Genomic DNA, 25,616 nt, shown 5'->3' on the forward strand with positions numbered 1-25,616 from the left:
CGTACTCACCTCGGTCACTTGGTGTTCACCGTCAGGGTGTCCTGACCCGAGCGCAGCACCTTCCCCGGCACCGCCCCCGTCACCTGGTCCCCGCGAATCGCCTCGACCCCGTTCACCCAGACCGCCGTGATCCCGATCGCCTTGGAGTCCAGCCGCGGGCTGTCTCCCGGCAGGTCGTGCACCAGTGTGGCCGTACCGGCGTCGATGCGTTCCGGGTCGAACAGGACGAGGTCGGCATGCCATCCCTCGGCGATCCGCCCGCGTTCCCGCAGGCCGAAGAGCTGGGCGGGATCGTCGGTGAGCATCTTCACCGCCTGCTCCAGCGTCGCGAGCTTCCGCCCGCGCAGACAGTCCCCGATGAACCGCGTCGTGTACGGCGCCCCGCACATCCGGTCCAGATGCGCCCCCGCGTCGGAGCCGCCCAGCATGACGTCCTCGTGCTGCCAGGTCTCGGCGCGCAGCGCCCAGGAGTCGGGGTCGTTGTCGGTCGGCATGGGCCAAAGGACCGTACGCATCTGGTCGTTGGCGCAGATCTCGACGATGCACTCGAAGGGTTCCTGGCCGCGTTCGGCCGCGATGTCCCGTACGACGCGGCCGGTCAGTCCCTCGTTCTCGGGGCTGTACGTGTCCCCGATGACATACCGCCCGAAGTCGGCGAGCCGGCGGAAGACACCTGCCTCTTTGCTGTCCGCGCGACGCAGCATCTCGGCCCGTACGTCCCGGTCGCGGAGTTTCGCGATCCGCTCGGGCACCGGCAGGCCGAGGATCTCGCCCCAGCCGGGGATCAGATTGAGCGCGCAGAAGGTGCCGAGCGACATGTTCATCGGGGTGAGGATCGGCATCGTCAGCGCGATGATCCGGCCACCGGCCTTACGGGCACGCTCACTTGCCGCCAGTTGCCTCGGTACGCGATCAGGGACGGCCGCGTCGATGGTCAGGACGTTCCAGTTCAGGGGGCGCCCCGCCGACGCGCTCATCTCAACGAAGAGGTCGATCTCATCGTCGCTGAACTGGTCGAGGCAGCCGGCCACGATGGCCTCTATCTGCGTGCCCTCGTGTTCCGCGACGGCACGGGACAGAGCCAGCAGTTCGGCCGGTTTCGCATGCCGCGAGGCTACGGGTTTCCCATCGCCGTCGGAGTGCGTGGACGACTGGGTGGTGGACAGCCCCCAGGCACCCGCGTCCATCGACTCATGGAACAGCCGCAGCATCTCCGCCAGTTGCTCCTCGGAAGGCTGCCCGCCCACCGCGTCCGGCCCCATCACGTACCGCCGCAGCGCACAATGCCCCACCATGAACCCCGCGTTGACGGCGATCCGCCCCTCGAGAGCATCGAGATACTCCCCGAACGTATGCCAGCTCCAGGGCGCCCCCTCCTCGAGCGCGACCAGCGACATGCCCTCGACCTTGGACATCATCCGCCGTGTGTAGTCGGCGTCCTCGGGTCGGGAGGGGTTCAAGGGGGCGAGGGTGAATCCGCAGTTGCCGCCCGCGACGGTCGTCACACCGTGGTTGAGGGAAGGCGTCGCATACGGATCCCAGAAGAGCTGAGCGTCGTAGTGGGTGTGGGGATCGACAAAGCCGGGGGCGAGGACGAGCCCGCCGGCGTCCTCGCTGGTCCTGGCCTCCTCGGCAACCTTGCCGGGTTCCGCTATGACGGCGATACGGCCGCCGCGTATCCCCACGTCTGCGGTGTACGCGGGCGCTCCCGTCCCGTCCACGACGGTCGCGCCCTTGATCAGATGGTCGAGCATCGTGGAAAACCCCCTAGGAAGCCTGACGGAACCGTGACGTCCGATGCACCGGATCCGTATCGATCTTCGGAATCACGTGCTCACCGACGAGCCGAATCGTCTGCAGCGTGTCCTCACGAGAGATCCCGATCGGCATGCCGAAGGACAGCTGATCGGCCCCGGCCTGCTCCCACCGCTTGCACTGCGTGAGCACCTCATCCGGATCCCCGCAGATCAACAACTCCTCAGCGATGAGGTGCTCGATGATCTCCTCGTTGAACTCGGGCAGCGTCTCCGGCCACACCGGGAAGCCCTCGGGCCGCGGAAACGTGTCGTGGTAGCGGAAGACGAGCGACTGCAGGTAGTGGAGGCTGCCGCCCGCGGCGATCCGTACCGCCTCCTCGTGCGTCGGCGCGCAGATCGCCGTCGACGTCACCATCACGTTGTCGTTGACGAAGCCCCCGACCGGCTCCGCCTCGACGATCGCCGTCTTGTACTGCTCCAGCACCCACTCCATGTCGGAGACCTTCTGCACGCTGAAGCCGAGCACACCCAGGCCCTTACGGGCGGCCATGGCGTACGAGGGCGGGGACCCGGCCGCGTACCACATGGCAGGGTGCGCCTTCCCGTACGGCTTGGGCAGGACCTTGCGCGGCGGCAGCGACCAGTGCTTGCCCTGGAACCCGACGTACTCCTCCTGGAGCCACATCTTCGGGAACTCGGCGATGGTCTCTTCCCAGATCTCCTTGGTGTAGTTCATGTCGGTGACGCCGGGGATGAAGCCGAGGATCTCGTGCGAACCCGCGCCCCGTCCGCTGCCGAACTCGAAGCGGCCTTCGGAGAGATGGTCGAGCATCGCGACCTTCTCGGCGACCTTCACGGGGTGGTTGACCTGGGCGAGGGGATTGAAGATCCCCGACCCCAGATGAATCCGCTCGGTGGCATGCGCCAGATACCCGAGGAAGACGTCGTTCGCCGACAGGTGCGAGTACTCCTCCAGGAAGTGGTGCTCGGACGCCCAGGCGTACTTGAAGCCGGACTTGTCCGCCTGGATGACGTACTCGGTCTCCTCCATCAGCGCCTTGTGCTCGGCGAGCGGATCGGTCTCGGCCCGCTTGCCCACGTATCCCTGTACAAAGAGCCCGAATTCCAAGGAGGTTCACCGTCCCCAACATCGGTATCTGACGGAACGTCAGATCTGCTTCGCCGACTGTCGCACCGCACCCGCGAAGGGTCAATAGCTGACGAGGCGTCAGAGAACGCTGACCCCCGCCAGCCAGCCTCCGTCGATCACGAACGGCTGCCCCGTGATGTACGAGGAGTCGTCACCGGAGAGGAAGAGGACCAACCGCGCCACCTCCTCGGGCTGCCCGATCCGTCCGAGCGGCACCCGCTTGCGGTACAGCCGGTCGATGCCCTCACCGGCCTTCTCGGCGTCCGCGCCGGGATCGAGCTGGGCGGGGTTGCTCATGGCGGTGTCGATAGCGCCCGGGCAGACGGCGTTGACGCGGATCCCCTTCCCGGCCAGCTCCAGCGCGGCCACGCGGGTCAGCCCGACGATGGCGTGCTTGGTCGCCGCGTACGCACCGATCCAGGCCATGCCCGTCATCCCCGCGTACGAGGCGGTGTTCACGATCGTGCCGCCGCCGGCCGCCTCGATCTCGGGCGCGAGCGTCTTGATGCCGAGGAAGACGCCGACCTGGTTGACCTGCACGATCTGCTGGAACTCCTCCAGCGGCGTACTGACCAGCTCGTTGAAGCGCAGGATCCCGGCATTATTGACCAGCCCGTCGATCCGCCCGTACGCCTCCTTGGTCACGGCCACCGCGGACTGCCAGTCGGCTTCCCGGCCCACATCGAGGTGCACGTACCGCGCGCCCAACTCCTTGGCCAGCGCCTCCCCTTGGTCGTCCAGTACGTCCCCGATGACGACCTCGGCGCCCTCCGCGGCGAAGAGCCGCGCCTCCTGCTCACCCTGCCCGCGTGCGGCACCGGTGATGAGAACGACGCGTCCGTCGAGCTTGCCCATGGGGTGCCTCTCCTTCGTCGCCTGCGTTCTGACGCTTCCTGAGGCCTCATCGTCGTATCTGACGGTGCGTCAGGCAAGGGGCGGGGAGTCGGCCATGTGGCCGATCGCACACTCGAAGTGACCGGCAGGTAGGGACATTTGACTCTGTCGGGGCCGCGAAGCGAACGCCAATATTCCTCAACGGGAAGGCAAAGGAACTCCCAATAAAGCCCCCCCCTCAAGGAGAGAGCAGAGCGTGGCAAAGAGGCGATTCAAGAACAAGAAGGTCCGGTATGTGGCGATCGGCGCGGCGATCACCACGGGCGCCGCGGTCGCCACGGTGTTACTGCCGTCGGCCAACGCGGCCGAGGAGAAGACGCCGGAGCAGATCATGAAGCTGTGCGAAAGGACCAAGGTCCTCAACGGCAAGAACCAGTCTCTCGAGGATTTTGGTGGCCATGGGATCGCCGGCCCCACTTTCGAGTCCGACACCTGCGACTTCGTCGAGACGAAGAAGCTGGAGTTCTTCGACGGCCCCACGGAGAAGGTCTCGATCGACTTCCCGAACTGCGAGCCCAACGCCACCAAGCCGACGAAGGCCGAATTCAAATGGACAGCGACTGTAGGCCAGGGTGAGGGCAAGTACACCGCGACACAGCAAGGTGCCGGCGGTGGGCTCTTCGGCGCCCTGAGCGGGTCCTGGCTCAAGCACAAGGGAACGACCGACATCACCGTCGATACGGTCACCGCCGGCGACAGCGAAACAATAGATGTTCCGGTCGGCAAGGTCCTCCACATGGAGTTCACGCCGAAGATGCAGCGTATGACGGGCGAATGGCGAGTGAAGATCAACGCCAACCCGGGGAGCTTCGCCGTCAACCCCACCCCCGAGCAGAACTACTCGGCGCCGGAAGTCGTCGAGGGCCCCGTCGTTCTGGCGGGAGCGGCCGGCGCTCCCGGAATCGCGGACGGGGAGCCCAAGCCCGTCCTGACCGACTGCTGACGGACCCTCGTAACCCCTCACACTTCCCCCCTCAAGGAGACGCACCATGACTCGCCCCGGCCGCAAAGGAAATCACCGGAGCAAGAAGAAGCGCATCACCATCGTGCTGGCCCCGGTGGTGGCCGCCGCGGTAGCCATTCCGCTGATGAACCAGGCGGGCGCCGCCACACCCTCCGAGGTGACCAAGGACTGCGCGGAGGACGCCGCCACCCTGGAGAACTGCGAATTCGTCGACGTCCAGGTCAAGCGGAACAACCTGGGGCCCAACAAGCGCGTCTCCACCCCGTCCAACAACTGCGGGTCCACCACCGAACGCGAGAAGACCTTCAGCGTGGCCACGTCGGTGACGAGGTTCATCACGCTCGAAGACGGCTTCGTCGCCGCCGCCGACTCGAAGCTGGGGAACTCCTTCTTCGAGATCGGCGCCAAGTTCAACACGACGGAGTTCAACCTCACGCGTGACGACAAGGGGACCGGCTTCGACTTCTCCCTGACGGGCACGGTGATGCCCGACCACATCGGGTTCTTCATGTGGTCCGAGAAGCGCACCGACGTCAGTGGATTCCTCAAGGCCACCTACAAGGAGGCGCAGGACGGCCAGAAGGTGTTCTTCTCCCCCGAGGAGGGCGGCACGAGCGTGCACGTCTTCTATCCGCAACTCCTGAAGAACGGCGCTCCTGACGGCCGTCTCTGGGTGCGCAACGTGAAGTGCGGTACGCCGGAGGCCGAGGAAGTCGGGGGCGACAGCAGCCCGCAGAGCGCCGAGATCCGCGCAGAGTCGCAGCAGCCCGGATTCGGCAAGGGCGGCGAGAACGTCACCGATGTCGAGGTCCCGCTGTCCGAGATCCCGGCACCGTAACTCGTCGGGAGGGCAGTCGTAGCCGACGGCACAAAGCCCCCGCTTCTCACGCGGGGGCTTCTTCCGTGCTCTTGTCCGCTACCGTCGGCGCCCGTGCCCGTCACGTCGACGGCAGCGTCAGCGGGCCGCAGACCCCAGGCTGTCGCCATTCCTGGCGCCCAGCCAGCGCAGGACCGCGTCCGTACTCCCCCGGGCGTCGAGCTTGGCGTAGATGTTGCTGAGGTTGTTGCGGACGGTCTTCTCCGTCAGCCTCAGCCGCACCCCGATCTCCTGCGCGCCCAGGCCGGTCGACAGCAACTCCATGATCTGTCGCTCGCGGGGTGAGAGCAGGGCCCGCAGCCGTTGTAACGCGTCGTCACGCGGGGCCGCCATGCGCTGGGCGCACTCCCTGAGGGCCGCGCACGCCACGGGCGAGAGATAGGTGTGCCCGACCGTGGCGCCCACGACCGCCGCGGAGAGCATGCAGGTGCAGTAGTCGCCCTCCGCCAGGTAACCGGCTCCGCCGCGGAAGACGTCGACGATCACGTCGGGGTCGCGCTCGGGGCTGATGACGATTACTGATGCGTTCATGTCACCCATAGCGCCGAGCAGCCTCGGAAAGGCGTCCGCAGGGTCCTCGCAGGGCAGCACCACGACGTCCACGGCCTCGTTGTCCCCGTTACGGGCACGGTCGCGCAGGAAATGGTGGGGAGCCGGAGAGTGCAGCACCCGGCCCACGTACGGATCGTCCGGGGCCGGCCAGTCGTCATGCGGCCAGTCGTCCTCGGCGCAGGCCAGGACGACGGTCAGTCTCCGGGACGAATCGGCGGGTGCAGGGGGGTAGTACGCGTGATTCGCCGTGCTGACGTGCCTGGAAGATCGCATTTCGCGGGCCCTTCCGCAGAAGTCATGACGTCTCTACGTACGGGACCCGGAGCGGGCCTGTTCAAATGTTCAAGAAATTGCTGTCATGCTGTCAGACAGGATGCCTTCCGCTGGGAGGAGCAGGGCGACCGCAGGTCGTTCTTTGGCCGCAGGCCGTCTGGGGCTGGTCGCGCCCGACGCACCGGCCCACGCCCCCTCCCGCCGGTGGGAGGCTGCGGGAGCGTGGGGGTGCGGGCTTTTCAGGGTTGGAGATGCGGAGCTACCTCCGCCCCGAACGCGCCCATCTGGTCCGTGAGTTCGCTTCGGCTTCGGGAACGGAAACGGACCTGGATCTGGTGTACGCCCATCGCCTGGTAGGCCCGCAGTGACTCGGCCAGTGCTTCGGGGTGGCCGGAGAGGGTGCGGCGGCCCACGTCCCAGGCCGGGTCCCCCACGTACAGCGGCTCGGTGATGGCACCGACGACTACGGGCTCGGTGACGCCCGCCTCCTCCCGTATGCGCTTCAGCCGGGCGATCTGGTCCGGCAGGCGGTCCCGGGGGTCGCCCTGCGGCAGCCAGCCGTCCCCCTTGACCGCGGCTCGGCGTACGGCGGCGGGCGAGGACCCGCCGACCCAGAGGGGTACGTGGGCCTGCGTCGGCCGGGGCCGCTGACCGAGGCCTTCGAAGTCGTACAACTTGCCGTGGTGCTCGGGGAATTCATCGCGGCCGAGGGCGGACCGGAGCGCGTCGATGCTCTCGTCGAGCACGGATCCGCGCCGCTCGAAGTCGACGCCCAGCGCCTCGAACTCCTCCTGCACGTGGCCGGCGCCGACTCCGAGGATCAGGCGGCCGCTCGAAAGGTGGTCGAGGGTCGCGTATTGCTTGGCGGTGATGAGCGGGTGGCGGAGTCCGACGACGGCGACATGGCTGAGCAGCCGTACGCGCTCGGTGACCGAGGCCAGGAACGCGAGGGTGGCGACCGGGTCGTACCAGACGGTGCTCATTGCGGCCGCGAGGCGACGTGGGATGGCGACGTGGTCGCAGCTCGCGAGGTATGCGAAGCCGGAATGGTCGGCCGTGCGGGCGATCTCCACGAGGTCGTCGGGGCCGGCCGCCGCCTCCCAGGCCTCGGCGTAGATCGTGCTCTGCGACTGGACCGGGAGCTGCATCCCGTACAGCAGCGGGCTGCTCAACGGGCACCGCCCGGTCCGGCCCAGAGCCCGTCCTCGGTCAGCCCCAGCAGCTCGATCGCGTTCCGCCGTACGATCCGGTCGACGACGTCCGCGTCCAGGTGCCCCATCTGCGCCTCGCCGACCTCACGGGACTTGGGCCAGGTGGAGTCGGAGTGGGGGTAGTCGGTCTCGTAGAGCACGTTCGGGACGCCGATCGCGTCGAGGTTCTTCAGGCCGAAGGCGTCGTCGAAGAAGCAGCCGTAGACGTGCTCGGCGAAGAGTTCGGAGGGCGGGCGGTGGACCTTGTCGGCGACTCCGCCCCAGCCACGGTTCTCCTCCCAGACGACGTCCGCGCGCTCCAGGATGTACGGGATCCAGCCGATCTGGCCCTCCGCGTACATGACCTTGAGGTTCGGGAAGCGTTCGAACTTGCCGCTCATCAGCCAGTCGACCATCGAGAAGCAGCAGTTGGCGAAGGTGATGGTGGAGCCGACGGCGGGCGGCGCGTCCGCGGAGGTGGAGGGCATCCTGCTGCTGGACCCGATGTGCATGGCGATGACGGTGCCGGTCTCGTCGCAGGCGGCGAGGAACGGGTCCCATTCGTCCGTGTGGACGGACGGCAGCCCCAGGTGCGGGGGTATCTCGGAGAAGGCGACGGCGCGTACGCCGCGAGCGGCATTGCGGCGCACCTCCTGCGCCGCCAGCTCGGCGTCCCAGAGAGGGATGAGCGTGAGCGGTATCAGCCGTCCCTGCGCCTCGGGGCCGCACCACTCCTCGACCATCCAGTCGTTGTACGCGCGCACCCCCAGCAGACCGAGCTCGTGATCCTTCGCCTCCGTGAAGGTCTGGCCGCAGAAGCGCGGGAAGGTGGGGAAGCAGACGGCGCTCTGGACGTGGTTGACGTCCATGTCGGCGAGGCGCTGCGGGACGTCGTACGAGCCCGGGCGCATCTGCTCGTACGTGATGATCTCCAGCTTGATTTCGTCCCTGTCGTACCCGACGGCGGTGTCGAGACGGGTGAGGGGACGGTGCAGGTCCTCGTAGACCCACCAGTCGCCGATGGGGCCGTCGTCGCCGGGATTGCCCATGACAGGGGCGAACTTGCCGCCCAGGAAGGTCATTTCCTTGAGCGGTGCGCGGACGATACGGGGTCCTCGGTCCTGGTACTTCGACGGGAGCCGGTCCCGCCAGACGTTGGGGGGCTCCACTGTGTGGTCGTCCACCGAGATGATCTTCGGGAAGGTCTCCATGGTCTCCATGAGGTCTTACGGTAGCGCCGATCTGACGGGGCGTCAGCTATGCGGATCGAGGCTCTCTGGTCGGGCTCTCGTCGGCTCCTCCCGCCGGCCGCCCCTGTCTCCACCCCTGTATCCGTCCGCGGTGAGCGGTCTCTAGGTTGAGAGGACCATGTGAGGGCCGTGTGAGACGTTTCAGTTCACGGCACGTCGGCCTGTGATCGGCGTCTCCCACAGCTGACGTATGCGGCGTCCACAAGGCAAACTGGCCTGGTTGTCATGACAGTTCGACAGGGGTTCGGCAGGGGGACAGCGATGGACGGTGTACCGCGAGTAGAGCCGCTGGAGCAGGGGCGCCCCGAGGAATCGGCCGCGCCGCTCCGCTTCAGCCTGCTCGGCCCGGTACGCGCCTGGCGCGGCGCGGAGCCCCTGCCCACCGGTTCACCGCAGCAGCGCGCGCTGCTCGCGGCACTGCTCCTGCGCGAGGGCCGTACGGCCACGGCGTCCGAACTGATCGACGCCCTCTGGGGCGATGAACCACCCTCCCAGGCGCTGGCGGCGGTCCGTACGTACGCCTCCCGCCTCCGGAAGGTGCTCGGCTCCGGAGTCCTGGTCAGCGAGTCGGGCGGGTACGCGATCCGCTCGCTCGGCGAGGGGGCGCTGGACCTGGCCCTGGCCCAGGAGCTGGCGGCGGACGCGGAGAAGGCCCGTACCGCCGGGGACCTGTGCCATGCGCGCGTCCTGCTGAACAAGGCCCTGAGCCTGTGGGACGGGGAGGTGCTGGCGGGCGTTCCGGGTCCGTACGCGGACACGCAGCGGACACGGTTGGAGGAGTGGCGTCTCCAACTCGCCGAGACCCGCCTCGACATGGATCTCGAACAGGGCTGCCACGCGGAGGCGGTCTCGGAGCTGACCGCCCTGACGGCGGCCCATCCGCTGCGCGAACGCTTGCGGGAGTTGCTGATGCTGGCGCTGTACCGCAGCGGGCGCCAGGCGGAGGCGCTCGCGGTGTACGCGGACACGCGGCGCCTGCTGGCGGACGAGCTGGGCGTCGACCCGCGGCCGGGGCTGAAGGACTTGCAGCAACGGATCCTGCAGGCGGACCCGGCCCTGGCGGAACCGTCGGCGCCGGTGGAGGAGCCCGTGGCTGCACCGGTGAAGCCGGCGCAACTCCCTGCCACCGTCTCGGACTTCACCGGCCGCGCGTCCTTTGTAGCTGAGCTGAGTGAGGTGTTGTCGGCGGCGTCCGCAGCCCAGGGCCGGGTCATGGCGGTGTCGGCGCTGGCCGGCATCGGTGGCGTGGGGAAGACGACTCTCGCCGTACATGTGGCGCACCAGGCGCGGTCCGCCTTCCCCGACGGTCAGTTGTACGTGGACCTCCAGGGGGCGGGGGCGCGGGCGGCCGAGCCTGAGACGGTGCTGGGGTCTTTCCTACGGGCGCTGGGCACGGCCGACTCGGCGATTCCGGACTCGCTGGAGGAGCGCGCGGCTCTGTACCGGTCGGTCCTGGACGGGCGGCGGGTGCTGGTGCTGCTGGACAACGCGCGGGACGCCGCCCAAGTGCGTCCGCTCCTGCCCGGTACAGAGGGCTGCGCGGCGCTGGTCACTTCGCGCGTACGGATGGTGGACCTGGCGGGGGCGCACCTGGTGGACCTGGACGTGATGTCTCCCGAGGAAGCGCTCCTGCTCTTCACGAAGATCGTGGGCGAGGAACGGGTGGCGTCGGAGCGGGAGGCCGCGCTGGACGTGGTGGCGGCGTGCGGTTTCCTGCCCCTCGCCATCCGGATCGCGGCGTCGCGACTGGCAGCCCGTCGTACGTGGACGGTGTCGGTGCTGGCGGCGAAGCTGGGCGATGAACGGCGCCGACTGGATGAGCTGCAGGCCGGGGATCTGGCGGTGAAGGCCACCTTCGAGCTGGGGTACGGGCAGCTGGAGCCCGCGCAGGCTCGGGCTTTCCGGTTGCTGGGGCTGGCGGACGGGCCGGACATCTCGCTGGCTGCGGCTGCGGCGGTCCTGGACCTGCCGGTCGAGGAGACGGAGGACTTGCTGGAGTCGCTCGTCGACACGTCGCTGCTGGAGTCTGCGGCTCCCGGGCGGTATCGGTACCACGACTTGGTGCGTCTCTACGCGCGTGCATGTGCGGAGAGGGATGAGCAGCCGCCCAGTGAGCGGGAGGCGGCGATGTCCCGGTTGCTGGACTTCTACCTGGCCACGGCGGCGGGGGTTTATGCGATTGAGCGGCCTGGGGACCGGCTGGTGGATCACCTGGAGGCGACGGAGTACGCGGGGCTGCGGTTCACCGAGGGTGCCGCCGCCCTGGACTGGCTGTACACCGAGGCGGCTTCCCTGTTGGCCTGTGTACAGCAGTCCGCGGGCACGGACAGGCTGCGGCGCGCGGTCGATCTCCTGTGGATGGCCAAGGATCTGACCGAGTCGGGCGCGAACTCCCACCAGTACGAGACAACGGCCAGGGCGGCGTGCGAGGCCACCCGGGCCGCGGGAGACGTACGTGCGGAGGGCAGAGCGCGTACGACCCTTTCCCAGGTCCTCCTGGTCTCCGGGCGTATCGAGCAGGCGGCGGAACAGGCCGAGCTCGCCATGGAACTCGCGGGCTCCGCCGAGGACATCACCGCGAGGAGCTGGGCGGCCAACGACCGGGGTTACATCTTCCTGCGACAGAAGCGGTACGTGGACGCCAAGAAATCCTTCGACCAGGCGATAAAGGGCTACCAGGCGGTCGGTAACAGGCTCAACGAAGCAGTCGCCCTGGTCAACCTCTCTCGAGCCAACCTGGGGATGGGCAATGTCGCGAAGGCGGTCGAGATCGCACAGCGCGCACTCGCGGCCCACGTCGAGTTGGGAAGGCCGATGCGCCTCGGCAACGGGCATTACAACCTGGGCATGGCTCTGGCCGGGGCCGGACGTCACGCCGAGGCGCTGCGCGAGTTCTCCGACGCCCTGAGCAACTTCGCCGATCACCGCCAGCGGCTCTGGGAGGGAGCCACCCACTTCCGGATCGCCGAAGTACACCTCGCCCTCCGTCACCCCGCACGAGCGGCCCAAGGGGCTGAACAGGCGCTCGCGCTGGGCTGCATCGGCGGCGACTGGATGCGGGGCAATGTCCTGACCCTCCTCGGGCGGGCACTCTCCGCTCTAGGGCAGGCGGACCGGGCACAGGCATGCTGGCGGGAAGCTCTCAACCTCTACGAAAAGAACGGCGTCGCCGAGGAAGCCGACGAGGTACGCGCGTTGCTCATGCCTGCCGCGGCGGCCTGAGCATGCCTGAGCAACATGAGGCGCTCCAGTGTGCTGCGGGCGTTCAGCATTCGTTTATCGCCGCAAGGCACTGTCATATCTGTCACACCGTCGCGTCGGGGGGCAGACGGTCTGACCAGGAGCCCGACCGGGGGATACGGCTCCGCGACGCCCGTCCGGTGGCCCTCGGGGGAGCATCCGGGCGGGCGTTCCTCACTCCGCGCTCACTAGAGAAGAGGAAATTGAGCACATGACCGAGAAGACCAAGGACACGGACCTCCAGCCCAACGACAACACCCCGCCCAGCCAGCCGGTGGGCAAGGAGACCTTCACTACGCTGGACAACACTCCGCCGAGCCAGCCGGTGTCGGAGGGGGACGCCACCACCCAGGACAACACCCCGCCCAGCGAGCCGGTGTCGGACGGGGACGCCACCCCCCAGGACAACACGCCGCCGAGCTGAGCAGCCCACCTTCCGACGGGGATCGGCCGCGGCGGCGCGGAGGGGGAGCCGCCGCGGCCGAGGCGTGTCCGGGCACGGTTCAGGTCAATCGGTGGCGCGAACCGTTCGACCCCGGGCGGCCGGGCTGGTCGCCGGGCCTCCTCACGAAGTCCGAACCGCCACACGGCATCATGCAGGCATGATCACCATTCATCTGAAGTACGAGGTCGATGCGGACAAGCTTGAGGATTTCGAGGAATACGGTCGCCGCTGGGTCCGGCTCGTCAACCGTTTCGGCGGGACGCACCACGGCTACTTCCTGCCGAGTGAGGGCGACAGTGACATCGCGTACGCCCTCTTCTCTTTTCCCAGCCTGGCCGCATACGAGCAGTACCGCACGGACAGCATGTCCGACCCGGAGTGCCAGGAAGCGTTCGAACTGGCTCGAGAGACCCGCTGCATCAAGCGGTACGAGCGCCGCTTCCTCCGGCCGCTCGACGGCCTGTCCTAGGTCGCCGGGAGGTGCGTGGTGCGCCCCCGCCTCGCGGCTGCGCGCAGCGCTGCGATGACGGCGACGAAATCGTTTCGAGCCGCAGCGGCACGGCACCTCTGGTACGGATTCCCCTCAGACCCCGCCGGCGCACTCGAACTCGTCGCGAGCGAAGCATTCCCCCACAGCTCGTCTGGCTGCGTACCGCCTCAAGAGGTAGCCGAGTTGCGGCCCTGGGACCGCAACTCCCCCTTGACCACCTTCCCACTCGCATTCCGAGGCAGCTCCCCCACGAACTCCACCACCCGCGGCACCTTGTAGTTCGCCATCTCGCGCCGCGCCCAGGCGATCAGGTCGTCCGAGGTCAGGGTCGCCCCGGGGCGGCGTACGACATACGCCTTGCCCACCTCGCCCAGCCGTCCGTCCGGGATGCCGATCACCGCGACGTCCGCGACGTCCGGGTGGAGGCCGAGGAGTTGCTCGATCTCCGCCGGGTAGGCGTTGAAGCCGCCGACGATGAACATGTCCTTGATGCGGTCGGTGATACGGAGGTTGCCCGCGGAATCCAGGACGCCGACGTCCCCCGTACGCAGCCAGCCGTCCGGCGTCAGCACGGCGGCCGTCGACTGCGGGTCCTCGAAGTAGCCCCGCATGACGTTGAAGCCGCGGACCAGGACCTCCCCCGGAGTGCCGGGCGGCGAGGCCGCTCCCGTCGGTCCCACCACCTTCACCTCCGTGTCCGGGATCGCCCGCCCCGACGTGGACGCGATCACCGCCGGCTCGTCCCCGCGGCGGCACATCGTGACGATGCCGCTCGCTTCGGAGAGTCCGTACGCGGTCAGGACCGTCCCGACGCCGAGTTCCGTACGGAGGCGTTCCACCAGGCGTAGAGGCACGACAGCCGCGCCTGTCACCACCAGGCGCAGAGCCGAGAGGTCGTACGCGTCGCGGGACGGGTGGTCCAGGAGGGACTGATGGAGCGTCGGCGGGCCGGGGAGGACCGAGATCCGTTCCGACGCGATGTTCGCCAGCGCCGTGTCCACGTTGAACACCGGCTGCGGGATCATCGTCGCGCCCCGCATCAGGCAGGCGATGACGCCCGCCTTGTAGCCGAAGGTGTGGAAGAAGGGGTTCACGATCAGGTAGCGGTCGCCCGCACGGAGCCCGGCCAGTTCGCTCCACACCTCGTACGCCCGCAGCGTCTGCGCATGCGTGATCACCGCGCCCTTGGGACGGCCCGTCGTACCCGAGGTGAAGATGATGTCGGAGGGCGAGTCGGGAGCCAGGGCCGCCGAGCGTGCCCGTACCTCAGGCTCGCCGACGCCGTCTCCGCTCGCCAGGAAGTCCTTCCACGTGCGGAAGTCGGAGGGTGCGTCGTCGGACAGCACCACCACCTGCTCCAGGTGCGGCAGTCCGGGGAGAGGTCCATTGCCCGGCCCTTCCGAACTCGGTCCTTCCGAACCCGGCCCCTCCGAACCCGGTCCCTCCGAAGCCGCCCGCCGCAACGACGCCACGTACGACGTCCCCAAGAACGTCCCCGTCACGAAGAGCAGCCGCGCCCGGCTGCGCGCCAGCACATACGCCGCCTCCGTCCCCTTGAAGCGCGTGTTCAGCGGCACGAGCACCGCCCCGGCCGACACCGCGCCCAGCGCCGAGACGATCCAGTCCAGCGAGTTCGGCGCCCAGATGGCGACGCGGTCGCCGGCCTGGACACCGTTCGCGACGCAGGCGGCAGCCGCTCGCTCCACGCGTGCGCCCAGTTCCGCGTACGAGATGCGCGTACGCCCCTCCACGACCGCCTCGGCGTCGCCGTACCGGTCGGCCGCCGCACGGACCAGCCCCGGGATGCTGCCCCACGCCCCGCGCGTCGAGTCTCCGCGCACCACGTCCCCGCGCATCGCAAGCCTCCCCAATACCCACAGGCGTACCGGCATACCGACGTACCACTAGCTGACTACCCGTCAGATTAGCTGTAGCCTGACGGACTGTCAGCAGTTCGGACCAGTGCGGACTCAGCAGCGGAGGTGCGTGCCCATGACAGGACTCATGGCGGGGCTCAAGGACGCGACCGCCATCGTCGGGATCGGTCAGACCGCCTTCGCCAAGCAACTCCCGGAGTCCGAGAAGACCTTGGCCTGCCGTGCCGTTCTCGCCGCCCTCGACGACGCCGGGATCCCACCGGGCGAGGTCGACGCGCTCGCCTCGTACACGATGGAGGAGACCGACGAGGTCGAGCTGGCGAAGGCGATCGGCGCCGGCGATCTCACCTTCTTCAGCAAGGTGGGCTACGGCGGGGGCGGTTCCTGTGCCACCGTCGCCCATCTCGCCGCCGCCATCGCCACCGGGCAGGCCTCCGTCGGGGTCGCCTGGCGGTCACGGAAGCGGGGTTCCGGGCCGCGGCCCTGGAAGAACACCGCCGTCCAACTCCCCACCCCCGCCCAGTGGACCCGCCCCTTCGGCCTCCTCCGACCGGCCGACGAGATCGCCATGCTCGCGCGCCGCTATATGCACGAGTACGGCGCGACCCGTGACCACTTCTTCAACGTCGCCCTCGCCTGCCGCAACCGCGCCAACCAGAATCCCGCCGCGATGATGTACGAACGCCCGCTGACCCGCGAGATGTACATGACGTCCCGCTGGATCAGCGAACCCCTCTGCCTCTTCGACAACTGCCTTGAGACGGACGGGGCGTTGGCCTGCGTGATCGTGTCGAAGGAACGGGCCCGCGACTGCCGGAACACACCCGTGTACGTCCACTCCGCCGCGCAGGGCCTGCCCGCCCAGCACCACGGCATGGTCAACTACTGGAACGACGACCCGCTCACCGGGCCGGCCTGGACCGCAGCCCGACACCTGTGGAAGCAGGCGGACTTCGGCCCCCATGACGTTGATGTCGCGGAGATCTACGACGCTTTCACGGCACTCATCCCACTCTCCCTGGAGGGCTACGGCTTCTGCGGTCGCGGCGAGGGCGGGGCCTTCACCGAGGGCGGTGCGCTGGAAATCGGCGGACGGCTGCCGGTCAATACGAGCGGGGGCGGACTCTCCGAGGCGTACGTCCATGGCTTCAACCTCATCAACGAGGGCGTGAAGCAGTTGCGCGGGACGAGCACCGCCCAGGTCCCGGACGCCTCGACCTGCCTGGTCACGGCGGGTGAAGGCGTCCCCACCTCCGCGATCCTCCTACGGAACTGAGGAGTTGGGAGTTGACGATGCCATTGCCGGGAGAGCGCCTGTCCCTCCTGTCCCCCGTCCTCGACGACGACGGTGCCCCCTTCTGGGAGTACGCCGCCCAAGGCGAACTCCGCGTCCAGGCCTGCGCCGACTGCGGCGGACTCCGGTTCCCGCCCCGGCCCTGCTGCCCCCACTGCCAGTCCTTCGCGAGCGAGTGGCGGCTGATGAGCGGGAAGGGACGGATCTGGTCGTACGTCGTCCCGCATCCCCCGCTCCTTCCGGCATACGCGGAGCTGGCCCCGTACAACGTGATCGTCGTCGAGCTCGCCGAAGCCCCGCGCATCCGGCTCGTCGGGAATCTGGTCAGCGACGCCGAGGCCCCCCTGGGCTCCCTTCCGCCGGAACGGATTCGGATCGGGGCGAAGGTTCAGGTGGTGTTCGAGCGGACGGCTCGCCTACCCCAGTGGATCCTGGAGCGCCCGTGACCATACGCCTCACCACCGACAAGGACACCGGCGTCGCCGTCGTCACCCTCGACCGGCCCGAGCGGCTGAACTCGATCGATCTCGCCATGGCCGCCGAACTCACCGCCGCCTGGCGGGAGTTCAGGTTCGACCAGTCCGTACGCTCGGTCGTCGTCACGGGGGCGGGCGAGCGGGCGTTCTGCACGGGGCTCGATCGTGACGTCGAGGTGCCGCAGCCCGGCTCCCCGTACATGGTGGACGAGCCGCTCACCATGACCGGGCCGAAGGCGAACGACCTGTGGAAGCCCGTGATCGCCGCCGTGAACGGGATGGCCTGCGGAGGCGCCTTCTACCTGCTCGGCGAGGCCGAGTTCATCGTGGCCGACGAGCGCGCCACCTTCTTCGATCCGCACACGACGTACGGGATGGTCAGCGCGTGCGAGTCGATCTACATGGCGCAGAGGATGCCGTTCGGGGAGGTGGCGCGGATGGCGCTGATGGGGACGGCGGAGCGGATCTCAGCCGGGCGGGCGTACGAGGTGGGGCTGGTGTCCGAAGTCACCGCCCCCGGCGAGGCACTCCAGGCCGCCGTACGGTGCGCCGAGGTCATCGCCTCCTACCCGACCGAGGCCGTGCAGGGCACGGTACGAGCCGTATGGGCGGCGAAGGAAGCGGCGCGCGCTCAGGCGCTCACGCACGCGCCGCACCTCATCGCGCTCGGGAACCTGCCCGCGGACCGCCAGGCGGAGCTGTTCACCGCCCGGCGGGCCGGCGGGTACCGCGTCCGATGAGGAGGCGACTGTAAGTCAGTTCGCGGGTGCGTCCCGGTCGGCCACGCAGCGGTCGACCTGCGTCGCGACACCCGGACTGGACAGGTCCACCTGCACCGTCGCCGTCTCGTTCGCGCCGACGAACTCGTCCGCGCTCCCCAGTTCCACCCGGTCGGAGTCGGCGTCGAGGAAGTCGACCGTGACGGTGAAGTAGGCGCCCTCGGCGTTCGGGTTGGTGACCTCGACCGTCGCGTACGCATCGGTCGGCGTCGCGCAGTCGATCAGCTTCACCGTGGCGTCCCGAAGCGGCGTGGTCGCATCCGAGGAGCCGCTGTCGTCGTACGTGTCGTCCGTGTAGTCGTCGTCATCGTCGTAGTCGCGGTACGTCCCCGATCCCGAGGTCCCGCCGCTCGACGACGAACTGTCGTGAGACTGGCTGGAGCTGCTGCAGCCGCCGCCACCTCCACCGTCTCCGCCGCTGCGGTGCCCGCGTCCCGTCGAGAACCCGGTGAGGGAGAGCACCACCAGCGCCGCCACCACTGTGAACTTGAGCCTGCGTCCCCGTAGTTGCATGCCATCACTCTATGCAACGCATGTCACGGGCATGTCACTGGGTGGTGATGGGCACGTACGGGGCGTAACGCCGGGGCGACCCCTGGCGGGGCCTTGGGCAGAGCCCCGGAATTCAGCCCGGTCCCGCAAAATCCAGCCCAGTCCCGCAAAATCCAGCCCCTCCGGCGATTGAGGAGCCGGGGTCCGGGGGCTGGCCCCCGAAACGGGGTCCGGGGGCGCAGCCCTCATCGGGGCACTGGGGGCTGGCCCCGGGATGGGACGGGTAAGGGCGGAGGGGGCGAAACAAACCCCCGTCAAGCCGTCCGCGCCGTCCCCGTCCCCTTCTCCGCGTCCAGCGCATACACGCACCGGTCCTTGCTGCACGCGTACACCACCCCGTCCTTGACGACCGGAGCACCCGTGATCTCCCCGCCCGTGGCGAGCTTCCAGCGGAGGCGCCCGTCGTCCGCCTTCAGGGTGTAGAGGAGATGGTCCGTGGAGCCGAAGTGGATGCGGCCGTCCGCGACCGCGGGGGTGCCGACGAGGTCGCCGCCGGCCTGGAAGCGCCACTTCGGGGTGCCGGTGACGGCGTCCAGGGTGTAGAGGCCCTTGCCGCTGCCCACGTGAACGTGCCCGGCCTCGACGAGCACGGGGTCGATCGAGGCACGGGACTCGGTGGCGATACGCCAGCGGTCACGGCCGTCCGTGGCGTCGAGGGCGTACACAGTGCCGAGGTAGTCGGCGAGATAGATCCCGCCGCCGGTGACCGCCGGGCCGGGCGCGAACGTGGGCGGGCTCAGGAAGACGGCGGGCGCCTCGAAGTGCCAGCGGACGTGGCCGCTGGCGACGTCGATGGCGAGGACGCGGGTGCCCGCGGACACGTACACGTATCCGTCGTCGCCATGGGTGAGGCGGAGGGGGACGCCACCGCAGGAGGCGGCGTCACCGATGGGGTAGGACCAGCGTTCGTCGCCCGTGCGCGCTTCGAGGGCGCGCAGACGGGCGTCCTTCCACACGTACACCGTTCCGTCGTGGACGACGGGCCCGGCCTCGGGCGACTCGAAGTCGGCCTGGGAGCCGGTGAGTTCCCAGAGCTTCTGGCCGTTGGACGCCTCCCAGGCCTGTACGCCGCCGCCACGGGTGCCGGTGACGACGGTGCCGCGGTCGGCCTTGAGTGAGTACACCCAGGCGTCGGTCGGCAGCCGCCACAGGTCGCCGCCCTCGCGGGCGTCCAGGGCGAAGAGGGTGGGCCCGTCCGAGGCGTGGATACGGCCGTCCGAGACCGTCATCGACCAGGCGACGTCCCGCGTCTTGAAGCGGCGGCGGCCGGTCGCCACGTCCAGGGCGTGGACTTCGAAGGAGGTGACGTAGACGAGATCGCCGGCGACGGCGGGCGTGCCCCACACGTCGTTCGACATGCGGAAGCGCCACGGCCGCCAGGACGAGCCGCCGTCCGGCTCGTGAGCCGTCATGGGCGCGGGTACGACCGGGTCGGCGCCGTTGACGCCGGGGCGCGGGCGGGCCCAGGAGGCGGCGAGTCCCGCGTCCGGAGAAGGGGCCTTCACGGCGGCGGCGCGGGCGTCGGAGACGCGCGGGCCCGGCCCGATGGGCACGGGGGCCCCCGCGAGACGTACGGGCCCGTTGTCGGGGGCGCCACCATGCCGGCCTGTACCCGCGCCGACGGGGACGGGCGGATCATGCGGCGGTGGTGGCGGCAGGGCTGGCGCCGCGGGCCCGGCGGCGCCCCCGGCATCGGGAGCGCCCCGCCCGCCACTGCGGCCGCCGCCGGACGACGACGGCTTCGCCGCCGGACGCCCACCGCGCCGCGTCTCGATCAGGCTCACCGCCCGCTCGGGCAGCCACGCGGAGGCCGTACCGCTGTCGTCGGAGCCCGAGCCGAACAGATGCGGTGCGAGCTGGGCCTGGAGGTCGGCGGGATTGGGGCGGGCCGTGGCCTCCATCTGCATACAGGACTCGATCAGCGGCCGCAGTTCCTCCGGCAGGCCTTCGAGGTCCGGGCCTTCCCGGAGCAGCATGAAGACGGTCTCGACGGGGTTCGCGCCGTGGAAGGGCGCATGGCCGGTGGCGGCGAACACAAGCATCGAGCCGAGCGAGAAGACATCGCTCGCGCCGGTCACGCTGCGTGAGTCCTTGGCCTGCTCGGGCGACATATAGGCGGGGGTGCCGACTGCGACGTTGGTCATCGTCAGCCGGGTGTTGGAGACGCCGGACGCGATACCGAAGTCGATCACGCGCGGGCCGTCCTCGACTACGAGGACATTGGACGGCTTGAGGTCCCGGTGCACGAGTCCGGCGCCATGGATGGACTGCAGCGCCTCCGCGACGCCCGCCGCCAGCCAGCGCACCGCCTGGGCCGGGAGCGGCCCGCACTCGGTCACTATCTCTTCGAGGGAGGGCGCGGGGACGTACGCGGTGGCCAGCCACGGCACGGCCGCGCGCGGGTCGGCGTCGACCACGGCCGCCGTGTAGAAGCCCGACACGGCACGGGCCGCCTCGACCTCGCGGGTGAAGCGGACCCGGAACAGCTGGTCCTCGGCGAGTTCCGTACGGACCGTCTTGATCGCCACCCGCCGGCCCGAAGCCGAGCGCGCCAGATAGACCAGCCCCATGCCGCCGGCACCCAGCCGTCCCAGCACCTCGAACGGCCCGATCCGCCGCGGATCGTGCTGCGTCAGCTGATCCACCACTTGCCTGCCACCTCCCCGTACGCGGCTGTGTTTCCAGCCACTGCGCAGCGTCTCACCACCGAACCGCTCCGGCGGCACGCACTCCGATTCTTCCTGGCCCGGCCACCGGTTGCGAACCCGGGGCCGGACCTGGATGTCTCAGGGCGTTCCGGGACAATTGCGTCACTTCTTTCTCGCGGCTCAGTACCTTTCAGTACCTTTTCAGTGCTTCTCGGCTCTCTTCAGCGCCGGAGCACCGCGAAAGACGCCCCTTGATTGTCAGTGACGACTGCCACACTCCCGTACGACGCTTCGAAGGGAGGCACCTGGATTCGGCCGCCCAGTCCGATCACCGTACCCAGTACGGCATCGGGGTCCACCACCTGGAAGTGGACAAGGAAGTGCGGCGGCATCTCGGCGGGGAAGACTTCGCCGATGGCGACACGGCCGAAGTCGGGCGCGGCATCGGGGCCCAGGAGGGTGTCGTGGAAGAGTTCGCCGTAGAAATCGTCGGCGACCTTGGTGTCCCGGGCGTACAGCTCGACCCAGGCGAAGCTGCCCGGCTCGTGCCGCCGTTCGAAACCGGCGTGCTCGTCGCCCTCCCACAGCCCGAACACGGCACCCTCCGGGTCGGCGGCCAGCGCCATCGTGCCGTACGTGTCCACCGGCACCGGATCCGTGATCACCTGACCGCCGGCTTCCCGGATCCGCCCGGCCAGGGCGAAGGCGTCCGGAGTCGCGAAGTACACCGTCCACACGGTGGGCATCCGCCCGTCCCGCTTGGGCGTGAGCGCGGCGACGACCCGCCCGTCGCTGTACACCCAGGTGGAGGACCCGTGCCCCGCCTCGAAGGTCCACCCGAAGAGCTCGCCGTAGAATCGCTTGCCCGCCTCCACATCGGGGAGCTGGGCGTCGATCCAGCACGGAACACCCTCCCCGAAACCGGCATCACCGGCGTCTGTGGCAGAAGGCTTCGATTCGGCCATACTGCCAAGCTAAGCGTCTCCCCGGCATCTCGCAGGGCGGCCGCACCCCATTTGCAGTCGGCCGAATCGCGCCTCGATCACCCCTCGGTAAGCTGACGGCATGACAGGACAAGTGCGTACCGTCGACGGCCGAGTGGCCGGACGGCGTGGGCAGGCGACTCGGCAGAAGCTGCTCGACTGCCTCAGCGAGATGCTCAGCTCGTCGCCCTACCGGGACGTCAAAGTCATTGACGTCGCGCGGAAGGCGGGCACGTCACCGGCGACCTTCTACCAGTACTTCCCAGATGTCGAGGGTGCTGTCCTGGAGATCGCCGAGCAAATGGCCGCGGAGGGCGCGGGGTTGACCGAACTGCTCGAGGGGCGATCCTGGGTCGGCAAGGCCGGCTGGCAGACCGCTCAGGAACTCGTCGACGGGTTCCTCGACTTCTGGCGCAAAAACGATGCCATCCTGCGCGTCGTCGACCTGGGTGCCGCGGAGGGGGACAAACGGTTCTACAAGATCCGTATGAAGATCCTGAACTCCGTGAACAACTCCCTTACGAACACGGTCAAGGAGCTTCAGGCCAAGGGCAAGGTCGACAAGGACGTGAGCCCGGCGGCGATGGCCGGTTCGCTCGTCGCAATGCTCGCGGCGGTGGCCTCGCACCAGAAGGGCTTCCAGTCCTGGGGCGTCAAACAGGCTGAACTCAAGCCGAATCTCGCCCTGTTGGTGCATATGGGCGTGACCGGCAAGAAACCGACAAGATAGTTCGCCCCGGTAGTTTTCAGTACGGTTTGGTACCCCCCACACTCCCCCACGCTTTCGTAGGCCCAAATCCTGTCAGACAGACGGCAGTTCACTTCGGAGTTTCGCTCCGGTGAGCTGCCGTCTGTCGCGTTGGGGGGCCTGTCGGCATCGCACGAGTCAGCGTCGTACGAGCCGGAAGATCCGTATCTCGCGAGTGACCCGGGCCTGGTACGTCGCGTACGGCGGCCAGAAGTCCAGCAGCGCCTTCCACACCGTGTCCCGTTCCTCCCCGTGCAGAAGCTGGGCGGTGACCGGGATGTCCCTGCCCTTCCAGTTGATCTCCGCGTCGGGGTGGGCGAGGAGGTTGGCCGTCCAGGCGGGGTGGTCCGTACGCCCGAAGTTGGACCCGATGAGAATCCAGGATCCGCTGCCCTCTTCCGGCATGCAGGCGAGCGGCGTACGCCGGGGGAGCCCGCTCCTCGCCCCGCGCGCCGTGAGGATCACGCCGGGCAGCAGCTGGGCGCTGAGCAGGACTTTCCCACGGGTGAGCCGGTGTACTGCGCGGTCCATCGCGGGGACGAGGCGCGGGGCGACCCGGGCGAATGCGCGGGTCGAAGATACGCTCTGTACTGCCTTCTGTACCGCTTTCGGTACGCGCCGGGCGTTCGGCCCGTGCTGTGCTCCGGTGGGCATCAGACCGCCACCTCGCCACCGTCGAAGAGGTGCGCTTCCTCCGCAGCGTATGCCCGCAGCCGGTGCACCGGCCCGAAGAGCAGCTCGTCGCCGGCCGCCCGCTTGAAGTACAGATGCGCCTCGTGTTCCCAGGTGAACCCGATCCCGCCGTGCAACTGCACCCCCTCGGACGCAGTGGCGCGGAAGGCCTCCAAGGCCTGCGCGAGCGCCAGCCCACCCACGCGCTCGTCGCTCGCGGCCGTCGCCCAGGCCGCGTAATAGGCGGCCGAGCGGGCTGCCTGGACCTGTACATACAGGTCGGCGAGCCGGTGCTTGACCGCCTGGAACGACCCGATCGCCCGCCCGAACTGCTCCCGCTGCCTGACGTACTCGACGGTCCGCTCCAGCACGCGATCGGCGGCACCGACGGCTTCGGCGGCGAGCGTGGCGGCGGCGGTGTCTCCGATGGCGGTCAGCGCGCCGGTGACATCGGCGGTCTCCTCGCCGATCAACACCGCCTCCACATCCCGGAGCTGGATACGCGCCTGCGGGCGGGTCTCGTCGAGGGACGTCTGCCGTATGCGTACGAGCCCGTCGCTCCCTGACCGTACGAGGAACAGCAGCGTGCGGGAACGGGAGAACCCACCGGTGTGCGCGGCTACGACCAGCAGCCCCGCACTGTGCCCGTCCAGCACCTGATCGACCTGCCCGTAGAGCCGCCAGGCGCCGCCTTCCGAGCGCTTGGCCTGTACGCCTCCCGCTCGGCCACCGCCCGCCCAGTCACCGCGGTTGTCGCCGGTCAGGCCGAGGGCAGTGGCGAGACACGTGCCGGGTACGGCGAGGGCGGCGGTCAGCTCGCCGGAGGCGAGGCGCGGCAGAAGCTTGCTCCGCTGCTCCTCGGTGCCGAGGGCGACGAGCAGGGGGCCGCTCAGTACGGCGGTGGGCAGGAGGGGCGAGGGAGCCAGGGCGCGCCCCAACTCTTCGCTCGCCAGGGCGAGTTCGATGGTCGAGCAGCCGATACCGCCATACGCCTCGGGAAGCGCGAGACCCGGCAGTCCGAGCTGTCCGGCCAGGGCTTCCCAGAGAGCGGGGTCGTGGCCGTCCGCAGTTCCCACGGCGGCCCTGACCTCCTCCGGGCCGCAGCGTTTGAGGAGCAGCTCGCGCAGGGTTCGGCGGATCTCGTCCTGTTCGGCGGTGAAGCGGGCGTCCATGGGCCCCTCCTCCTCGGGATCTGACGGCGCGTCATGGTAGAGCGGGCGTCGCCAGATGCACAGGGGTGTGCCGCAGGGTGTGCACAGAGGTGCGCTTGCGCAGAGCCGCGGCACCCTGCCGGAGTCGGCATTATCTGATGTACCGTCAGATTCATGACTCAGCCTCAGCGGAAGGCGCGGAAGGTGGCGGTGGTCGGCGTCTCCCTCTCCGACTGCGGCCGGGTGGACGAGGCGACCCCGTACGCCCTGCACGCGCAGGCGGCACGCCGGGCCCTGTCCGACTCGGGCCTGACCCGCGAGGTCGTCGACGGTTTCGCGTCGGCGGGCCTCGGCACGCTCGCGCCCATCGAGGTGGCGGAGTACCTGGGACTGCGGCCGACGTGGGTCGACTCGACCTCGGTGGGCGGCTCGACCTGGGAGGTCATGGCGGCCCACGCGGCGGACGCGATCGCCGCCGGGCACGCGAACGCGGTCCTGCTGGTGTACGGGTCCACGGCCCGCGCGGACATCAAGGCGGGCCGCCGTACCGGGAACCTGTCGTTCGGCGCACGGGGTCCGCTGCAGTTCGAGGTCCCGTACGGGCACACCCTGATCGCCAAGTACGCCATGGCCGCCCGCCGCCACATGATCGAATACGGCACCACCATCGAGCAGCTGGCCTCCGTCGCCGTCCAGGCCCGGGCCAACGCGGCGCTGAACCCGGAGGCCATGTTCCGCGATCCGATCACGGTCGAGGACGTGCTGTCGGGCCCGGTGATCGCGGACCCCTTCACCAAGCTCCACTGCTGCATACGTTCCGACGGCGGCGCGGCGGTCCTGCTGGCGGCCGAGGAGTACGTACGCGACTGCCGTACGCCTCCGGTCTGGATCCTCGGCACCGGCGAGCACGCCTCCCACACCACCATGTCCGAGTGGCCCGACTTCACGGTGTCCCCGGCAGCGGTGAGCGGACGGCTCGCCTTCGAGCGGGCGGGCGTACGGCCGGACGAGATCGACTTCGCCGAGATCTACGACGCCTTCACCTACATGACCCTGGTGACGTTGGAGGACCTCGGCTTCTGCGGAAAGGGCGAGGGCGGGGCGTTCGTGGAGAAGAAGCGGCTGACGCTCACGGGGGACCTGCCGGTCAACACCGACGGAGGTGGACTGTCAGCCCAGCATCCCGGGATGCGAGGGCTGTTCCTGCTGGTGGAGGCGGTACGGCAGCTGCGCGGGGAGGCAGGAGAACGGCAGGTCCGCAGGGGCGGCGGGCGGCTGCCGGAACTGGCTGTCGCCTCGGGTACGGGCGGGTGGTTCTGCTCGTCGGGGACGGTGGTGTTGGGGCGGGAGTGAG

At 69.2% G+C, this 25,616-nt stretch carries 22 protein-coding genes; 10 read left to right on the plus strand and 12 right to left on the minus strand.

The features are described from left to right. Positions 1 to 14: 14 nt before the first annotated feature. From ACFYO0_RS24625 to ACFYO0_RS24635, 3 genes are all read right to left on the minus strand, one after another. Positions 15 to 1,754, minus strand: coding sequence for an amidohydrolase family protein (locus ACFYO0_RS24625; protein ID WP_388679725.1), 1,740 nt, complete (start codon positions 1,752 to 1,754; stop codon positions 15 to 17). 13 nt (positions 1,755 to 1,767) lie between these two features. Beyond that, positions 1,768 to 2,886: an LLM class flavin-dependent oxidoreductase gene (locus ACFYO0_RS24630; protein ID WP_386336725.1), complete on the minus strand. Its 1,119-nt coding sequence runs from the start codon at positions 2,884 to 2,886 to the stop codon at positions 1,768 to 1,770. Positions 2,887 to 2,985: 99 nt separating this feature from the next. After that, entirely contained in the window at positions 2,986 to 3,762 is a 777-nt protein-coding gene (locus ACFYO0_RS24635) for an SDR family NAD(P)-dependent oxidoreductase (protein ID WP_388679728.1), read from the minus strand. Between the two features lie 235 nt (positions 3,763 to 3,997). Between ACFYO0_RS24635 and ACFYO0_RS24640 the strand changes: the two genes are divergently transcribed. Together ACFYO0_RS24640 and ACFYO0_RS24645 are read left to right on the plus strand one after the other, a co-directional pair. Beyond that, the gene (locus ACFYO0_RS24640; protein WP_388679731.1) at positions 3,998 to 4,744 is read left to right on the plus strand and encodes a hypothetical protein; all 747 of its coding nucleotides are present in this window, start codon (positions 3,998 to 4,000) and stop codon (positions 4,742 to 4,744) included. Between the two features lie 46 nt (positions 4,745 to 4,790). Continuing rightward, positions 4,791 to 5,603, plus strand: coding sequence for a hypothetical protein (locus tag ACFYO0_RS24645; protein WP_388679733.1), 813 nt, complete (start codon positions 4,791 to 4,793; stop codon positions 5,601 to 5,603). Positions 5,604 to 5,720: 117 nt separating this feature from the next. Here ACFYO0_RS24645 and ACFYO0_RS24650 read toward each other — a convergent pair whose 3' ends face one another. The 3 genes from ACFYO0_RS24650 to ACFYO0_RS24660 all read right to left on the minus strand — a co-directional run bounded on the left by ACFYO0_RS24650 (position 5,721) and on the right by ACFYO0_RS24660 (position 8,868). Beyond that, positions 5,721 to 6,467 carry a response regulator transcription factor gene (locus ACFYO0_RS24650; RefSeq protein ID WP_388679736.1) on the minus strand — a complete coding sequence of 249 codons (747 nt, stop codon included), beginning with the start codon at positions 6,465 to 6,467 and terminating at the stop codon, positions 5,721 to 5,723. A 239-nt stretch (positions 6,468 to 6,706) separates the two neighbouring features. Beyond that, positions 6,707 to 7,615, minus strand: a complete 909-nt coding sequence (locus tag ACFYO0_RS24655) for an LLM class F420-dependent oxidoreductase (RefSeq protein ID WP_388680345.1) — start codon at positions 7,613 to 7,615, stop codon at positions 6,707 to 6,709. A gap of 20 nt (positions 7,616 to 7,635) precedes the next feature. Next, positions 7,636 to 8,868, minus strand: a complete 1,233-nt coding sequence (locus ACFYO0_RS24660; protein WP_388680348.1) for an amidohydrolase family protein — start codon at positions 8,866 to 8,868, stop codon at positions 7,636 to 7,638. A gap of 300 nt (positions 8,869 to 9,168) precedes the next feature. Here ACFYO0_RS24660 and ACFYO0_RS24665 point away from each other — a divergent pair, with 300 nt between their 5' ends. The 3 genes from ACFYO0_RS24665 (at position 9,169) to ACFYO0_RS24675 (ending at position 13,061) form a co-directional block, all read left to right on the plus strand. After that, complete coding sequence (locus ACFYO0_RS24665) at positions 9,169 to 12,129, plus strand: BTAD domain-containing putative transcriptional regulator (protein ID WP_388679739.1); 2,961 nt, start codon at positions 9,169 to 9,171, stop codon at positions 12,127 to 12,129. 229 nt (positions 12,130 to 12,358) lie between these two features. Then, complete coding sequence (locus tag ACFYO0_RS24670; protein WP_388679742.1) at positions 12,359 to 12,571, plus strand: hypothetical protein; 213 nt, start codon at positions 12,359 to 12,361, stop codon at positions 12,569 to 12,571. A 178-nt stretch (positions 12,572 to 12,749) separates the two neighbouring features. Then, entirely contained in the window at positions 12,750 to 13,061 is a 312-nt protein-coding gene (locus tag ACFYO0_RS24675; protein ID WP_388679745.1) for an NIPSNAP family protein, read from the plus strand. Between the two features lie 188 nt (positions 13,062 to 13,249). Here ACFYO0_RS24675 and ACFYO0_RS24680 read toward each other — a convergent pair whose 3' ends face one another. Next, positions 13,250 to 14,938, minus strand: coding sequence for a fatty acid--CoA ligase family protein (locus ACFYO0_RS24680; RefSeq protein ID WP_388679748.1), 1,689 nt, complete (start codon positions 14,936 to 14,938; stop codon positions 13,250 to 13,252). Between the two features lie 148 nt (positions 14,939 to 15,086). Between ACFYO0_RS24680 and ACFYO0_RS24685 the strand changes: the two genes are divergently transcribed. From ACFYO0_RS24685 to ACFYO0_RS24695, 3 genes are read left to right on the plus strand one after another with little or no spacing between them, the layout of a single operon-like run. Then, on the plus strand, positions 15,087 to 16,235 hold the full coding sequence (locus ACFYO0_RS24685) for a lipid-transfer protein (RefSeq protein WP_388680351.1): 1,149 nt from the start codon (positions 15,087 to 15,089) through the stop codon (positions 16,233 to 16,235). 17 nt (positions 16,236 to 16,252) lie between these two features. Further along, positions 16,253 to 16,699 carry a Zn-ribbon domain-containing OB-fold protein gene (locus tag ACFYO0_RS24690; RefSeq protein ID WP_388679751.1) on the plus strand — a complete coding sequence of 149 codons (447 nt, stop codon included), beginning with the start codon at positions 16,253 to 16,255 and terminating at the stop codon, positions 16,697 to 16,699. Continuing rightward, the gene (locus ACFYO0_RS24695) at positions 16,696 to 17,469 is read left to right on the plus strand and encodes an enoyl-CoA hydratase/isomerase family protein (RefSeq protein WP_388679753.1); all 774 of its coding nucleotides are present in this window, start codon (positions 16,696 to 16,698) and stop codon (positions 17,467 to 17,469) included. Before ACFYO0_RS24690 ends, ACFYO0_RS24695 begins: the two co-directional genes overlap by 4 nt. 15 nt (positions 17,470 to 17,484) lie before the next feature. On the opposite strand, the gene ACFYO0_RS24700 is transcribed toward ACFYO0_RS24695, so the two are convergent. The 3 genes from ACFYO0_RS24700 to ACFYO0_RS24710 form a co-directional block, all read right to left on the minus strand. Continuing rightward, on the minus strand, positions 17,485 to 18,021 hold the full coding sequence (locus ACFYO0_RS24700; RefSeq protein ID WP_388679756.1) for a hypothetical protein: 537 nt from the start codon (positions 18,019 to 18,021) through the stop codon (positions 17,485 to 17,487). Positions 18,022 to 18,314: 293 nt separating this feature from the next. Beyond that, the gene (locus ACFYO0_RS24705) at positions 18,315 to 20,708 is read right to left on the minus strand and encodes a PQQ-binding-like beta-propeller repeat protein (protein WP_388679759.1); all 2,394 of its coding nucleotides are present in this window, start codon (positions 20,706 to 20,708) and stop codon (positions 18,315 to 18,317) included. Positions 20,709 to 20,929: 221 nt separating this feature from the next. After that, on the minus strand, positions 20,930 to 21,673 hold the full coding sequence (locus ACFYO0_RS24710) for a VOC family protein (protein WP_388679762.1): 744 nt from the start codon (positions 21,671 to 21,673) through the stop codon (positions 20,930 to 20,932). Between the two features lie 100 nt (positions 21,674 to 21,773). Here ACFYO0_RS24710 and ACFYO0_RS24715 point away from each other — a divergent pair, with 100 nt between their 5' ends. Further along, positions 21,774 to 22,421: a TetR family transcriptional regulator gene (locus ACFYO0_RS24715; RefSeq protein WP_344394320.1), complete on the plus strand. Its 648-nt coding sequence runs from the start codon at positions 21,774 to 21,776 to the stop codon at positions 22,419 to 22,421. Positions 22,422 to 22,577: 156 nt separating this feature from the next. Here the strand turns inward: ACFYO0_RS24715 and ACFYO0_RS24720 are convergent, their stop codons facing one another. Further along, positions 22,578 to 23,093, minus strand: a complete 516-nt coding sequence (locus ACFYO0_RS24720) for a nitroreductase family deazaflavin-dependent oxidoreductase (protein WP_388679766.1) — start codon at positions 23,091 to 23,093, stop codon at positions 22,578 to 22,580. Further along, positions 23,093 to 24,283, minus strand: coding sequence for an acyl-CoA dehydrogenase family protein (locus ACFYO0_RS24725; RefSeq protein ID WP_388679769.1), 1,191 nt, complete (start codon positions 24,281 to 24,283; stop codon positions 23,093 to 23,095). Before ACFYO0_RS24725 ends, ACFYO0_RS24720 begins: the two co-directional genes overlap by 1 nt. A gap of 153 nt (positions 24,284 to 24,436) precedes the next feature. Between ACFYO0_RS24725 and ACFYO0_RS24730 the strand changes: the two genes are divergently transcribed. Then, positions 24,437 to 25,615, plus strand: coding sequence for an acetyl-CoA acetyltransferase (locus tag ACFYO0_RS24730; protein WP_388679771.1), 1,179 nt, complete (start codon positions 24,437 to 24,439; stop codon positions 25,613 to 25,615). Position 25,616 lies beyond the last annotated feature (1 nt).

Origin of the sequence: Streptomyces sp. NPDC006365, from assembly GCF_042870755.1 — a bacterium.
Classification (GTDB): Bacteria; Actinomycetota; Actinomycetes; order Streptomycetales; family Streptomycetaceae; genus Streptomyces; species Streptomyces xiangluensis.

Bases quoted from the DNA above. Each gene is read 5' to 3' on its own strand.
- ACFYO0_RS24625 (WP_388679725.1), bottom strand. From the start codon at position 1,754: ATGCTCGACCATCTGATCAAGGGCGCGACCGTCGTGGACGGGACGGGA.
- ACFYO0_RS24710 (WP_388679762.1), bottom strand. From the start codon at position 21,673: ATGGCCGAATCGAAGCCTTCTGCCACAGACGCCGGTGATGCCGGTTTC.
- ACFYO0_RS24660 (WP_388680348.1), bottom strand. From the start codon at position 8,868: ATGGAGACCTTCCCGAAGATCATCTCGGTGGACGACCACACAGTGGAG.
- ACFYO0_RS24680 (WP_388679748.1), bottom strand. From the start codon at position 14,938: ATGCGCGGGGACGTGGTGCGCGGAGACTCGACGCGCGGGGCGTGGGGC.
- ACFYO0_RS24730 (WP_388679771.1), top strand. From the start codon at position 24,437: ATGACTCAGCCTCAGCGGAAGGCGCGGAAGGTGGCGGTGGTCGGCGTC.
- ACFYO0_RS24655 (WP_388680345.1), bottom strand. From the start codon at position 7,615: ATGCAGCTCCCGGTCCAGTCGCAGAGCACGATCTACGCCGAGGCCTGG.
- ACFYO0_RS24700 (WP_388679756.1), bottom strand. From the start codon at position 18,021: ATGCAACTACGGGGACGCAGGCTCAAGTTCACAGTGGTGGCGGCGCTG.
- ACFYO0_RS24685 (WP_388680351.1), top strand. From the start codon at position 15,087: ATGGCGGGGCTCAAGGACGCGACCGCCATCGTCGGGATCGGTCAGACC.
- ACFYO0_RS24675 (WP_388679745.1), top strand. From the start codon at position 12,750: ATGATCACCATTCATCTGAAGTACGAGGTCGATGCGGACAAGCTTGAG.
- ACFYO0_RS24650 (WP_388679736.1), bottom strand. From the start codon at position 6,467: ATGCGATCTTCCAGGCACGTCAGCACGGCGAATCACGCGTACTACCCC.
- ACFYO0_RS24645 (WP_388679733.1), top strand. From the start codon at position 4,791: ATGACTCGCCCCGGCCGCAAAGGAAATCACCGGAGCAAGAAGAAGCGC.
- ACFYO0_RS24715 (WP_344394320.1), top strand. From the start codon at position 21,774: ATGACAGGACAAGTGCGTACCGTCGACGGCCGAGTGGCCGGACGGCGT.
- ACFYO0_RS24670 (WP_388679742.1), top strand. From the start codon at position 12,359: ATGACCGAGAAGACCAAGGACACGGACCTCCAGCCCAACGACAACACC.
- ACFYO0_RS24635 (WP_388679728.1), bottom strand. From the start codon at position 3,762: ATGGGCAAGCTCGACGGACGCGTCGTTCTCATCACCGGTGCCGCACGC.
- ACFYO0_RS24720 (WP_388679766.1), bottom strand. From the start codon at position 23,093: ATGCCCACCGGAGCACAGCACGGGCCGAACGCCCGGCGCGTACCGAAA.
- ACFYO0_RS24725 (WP_388679769.1), bottom strand. From the start codon at position 24,283: ATGGACGCCCGCTTCACCGCCGAACAGGACGAGATCCGCCGAACCCTG.
- ACFYO0_RS24690 (WP_388679751.1), top strand. From the start codon at position 16,253: ATGCCATTGCCGGGAGAGCGCCTGTCCCTCCTGTCCCCCGTCCTCGAC.
- ACFYO0_RS24665 (WP_388679739.1), top strand. From the start codon at position 9,169: ATGGACGGTGTACCGCGAGTAGAGCCGCTGGAGCAGGGGCGCCCCGAG.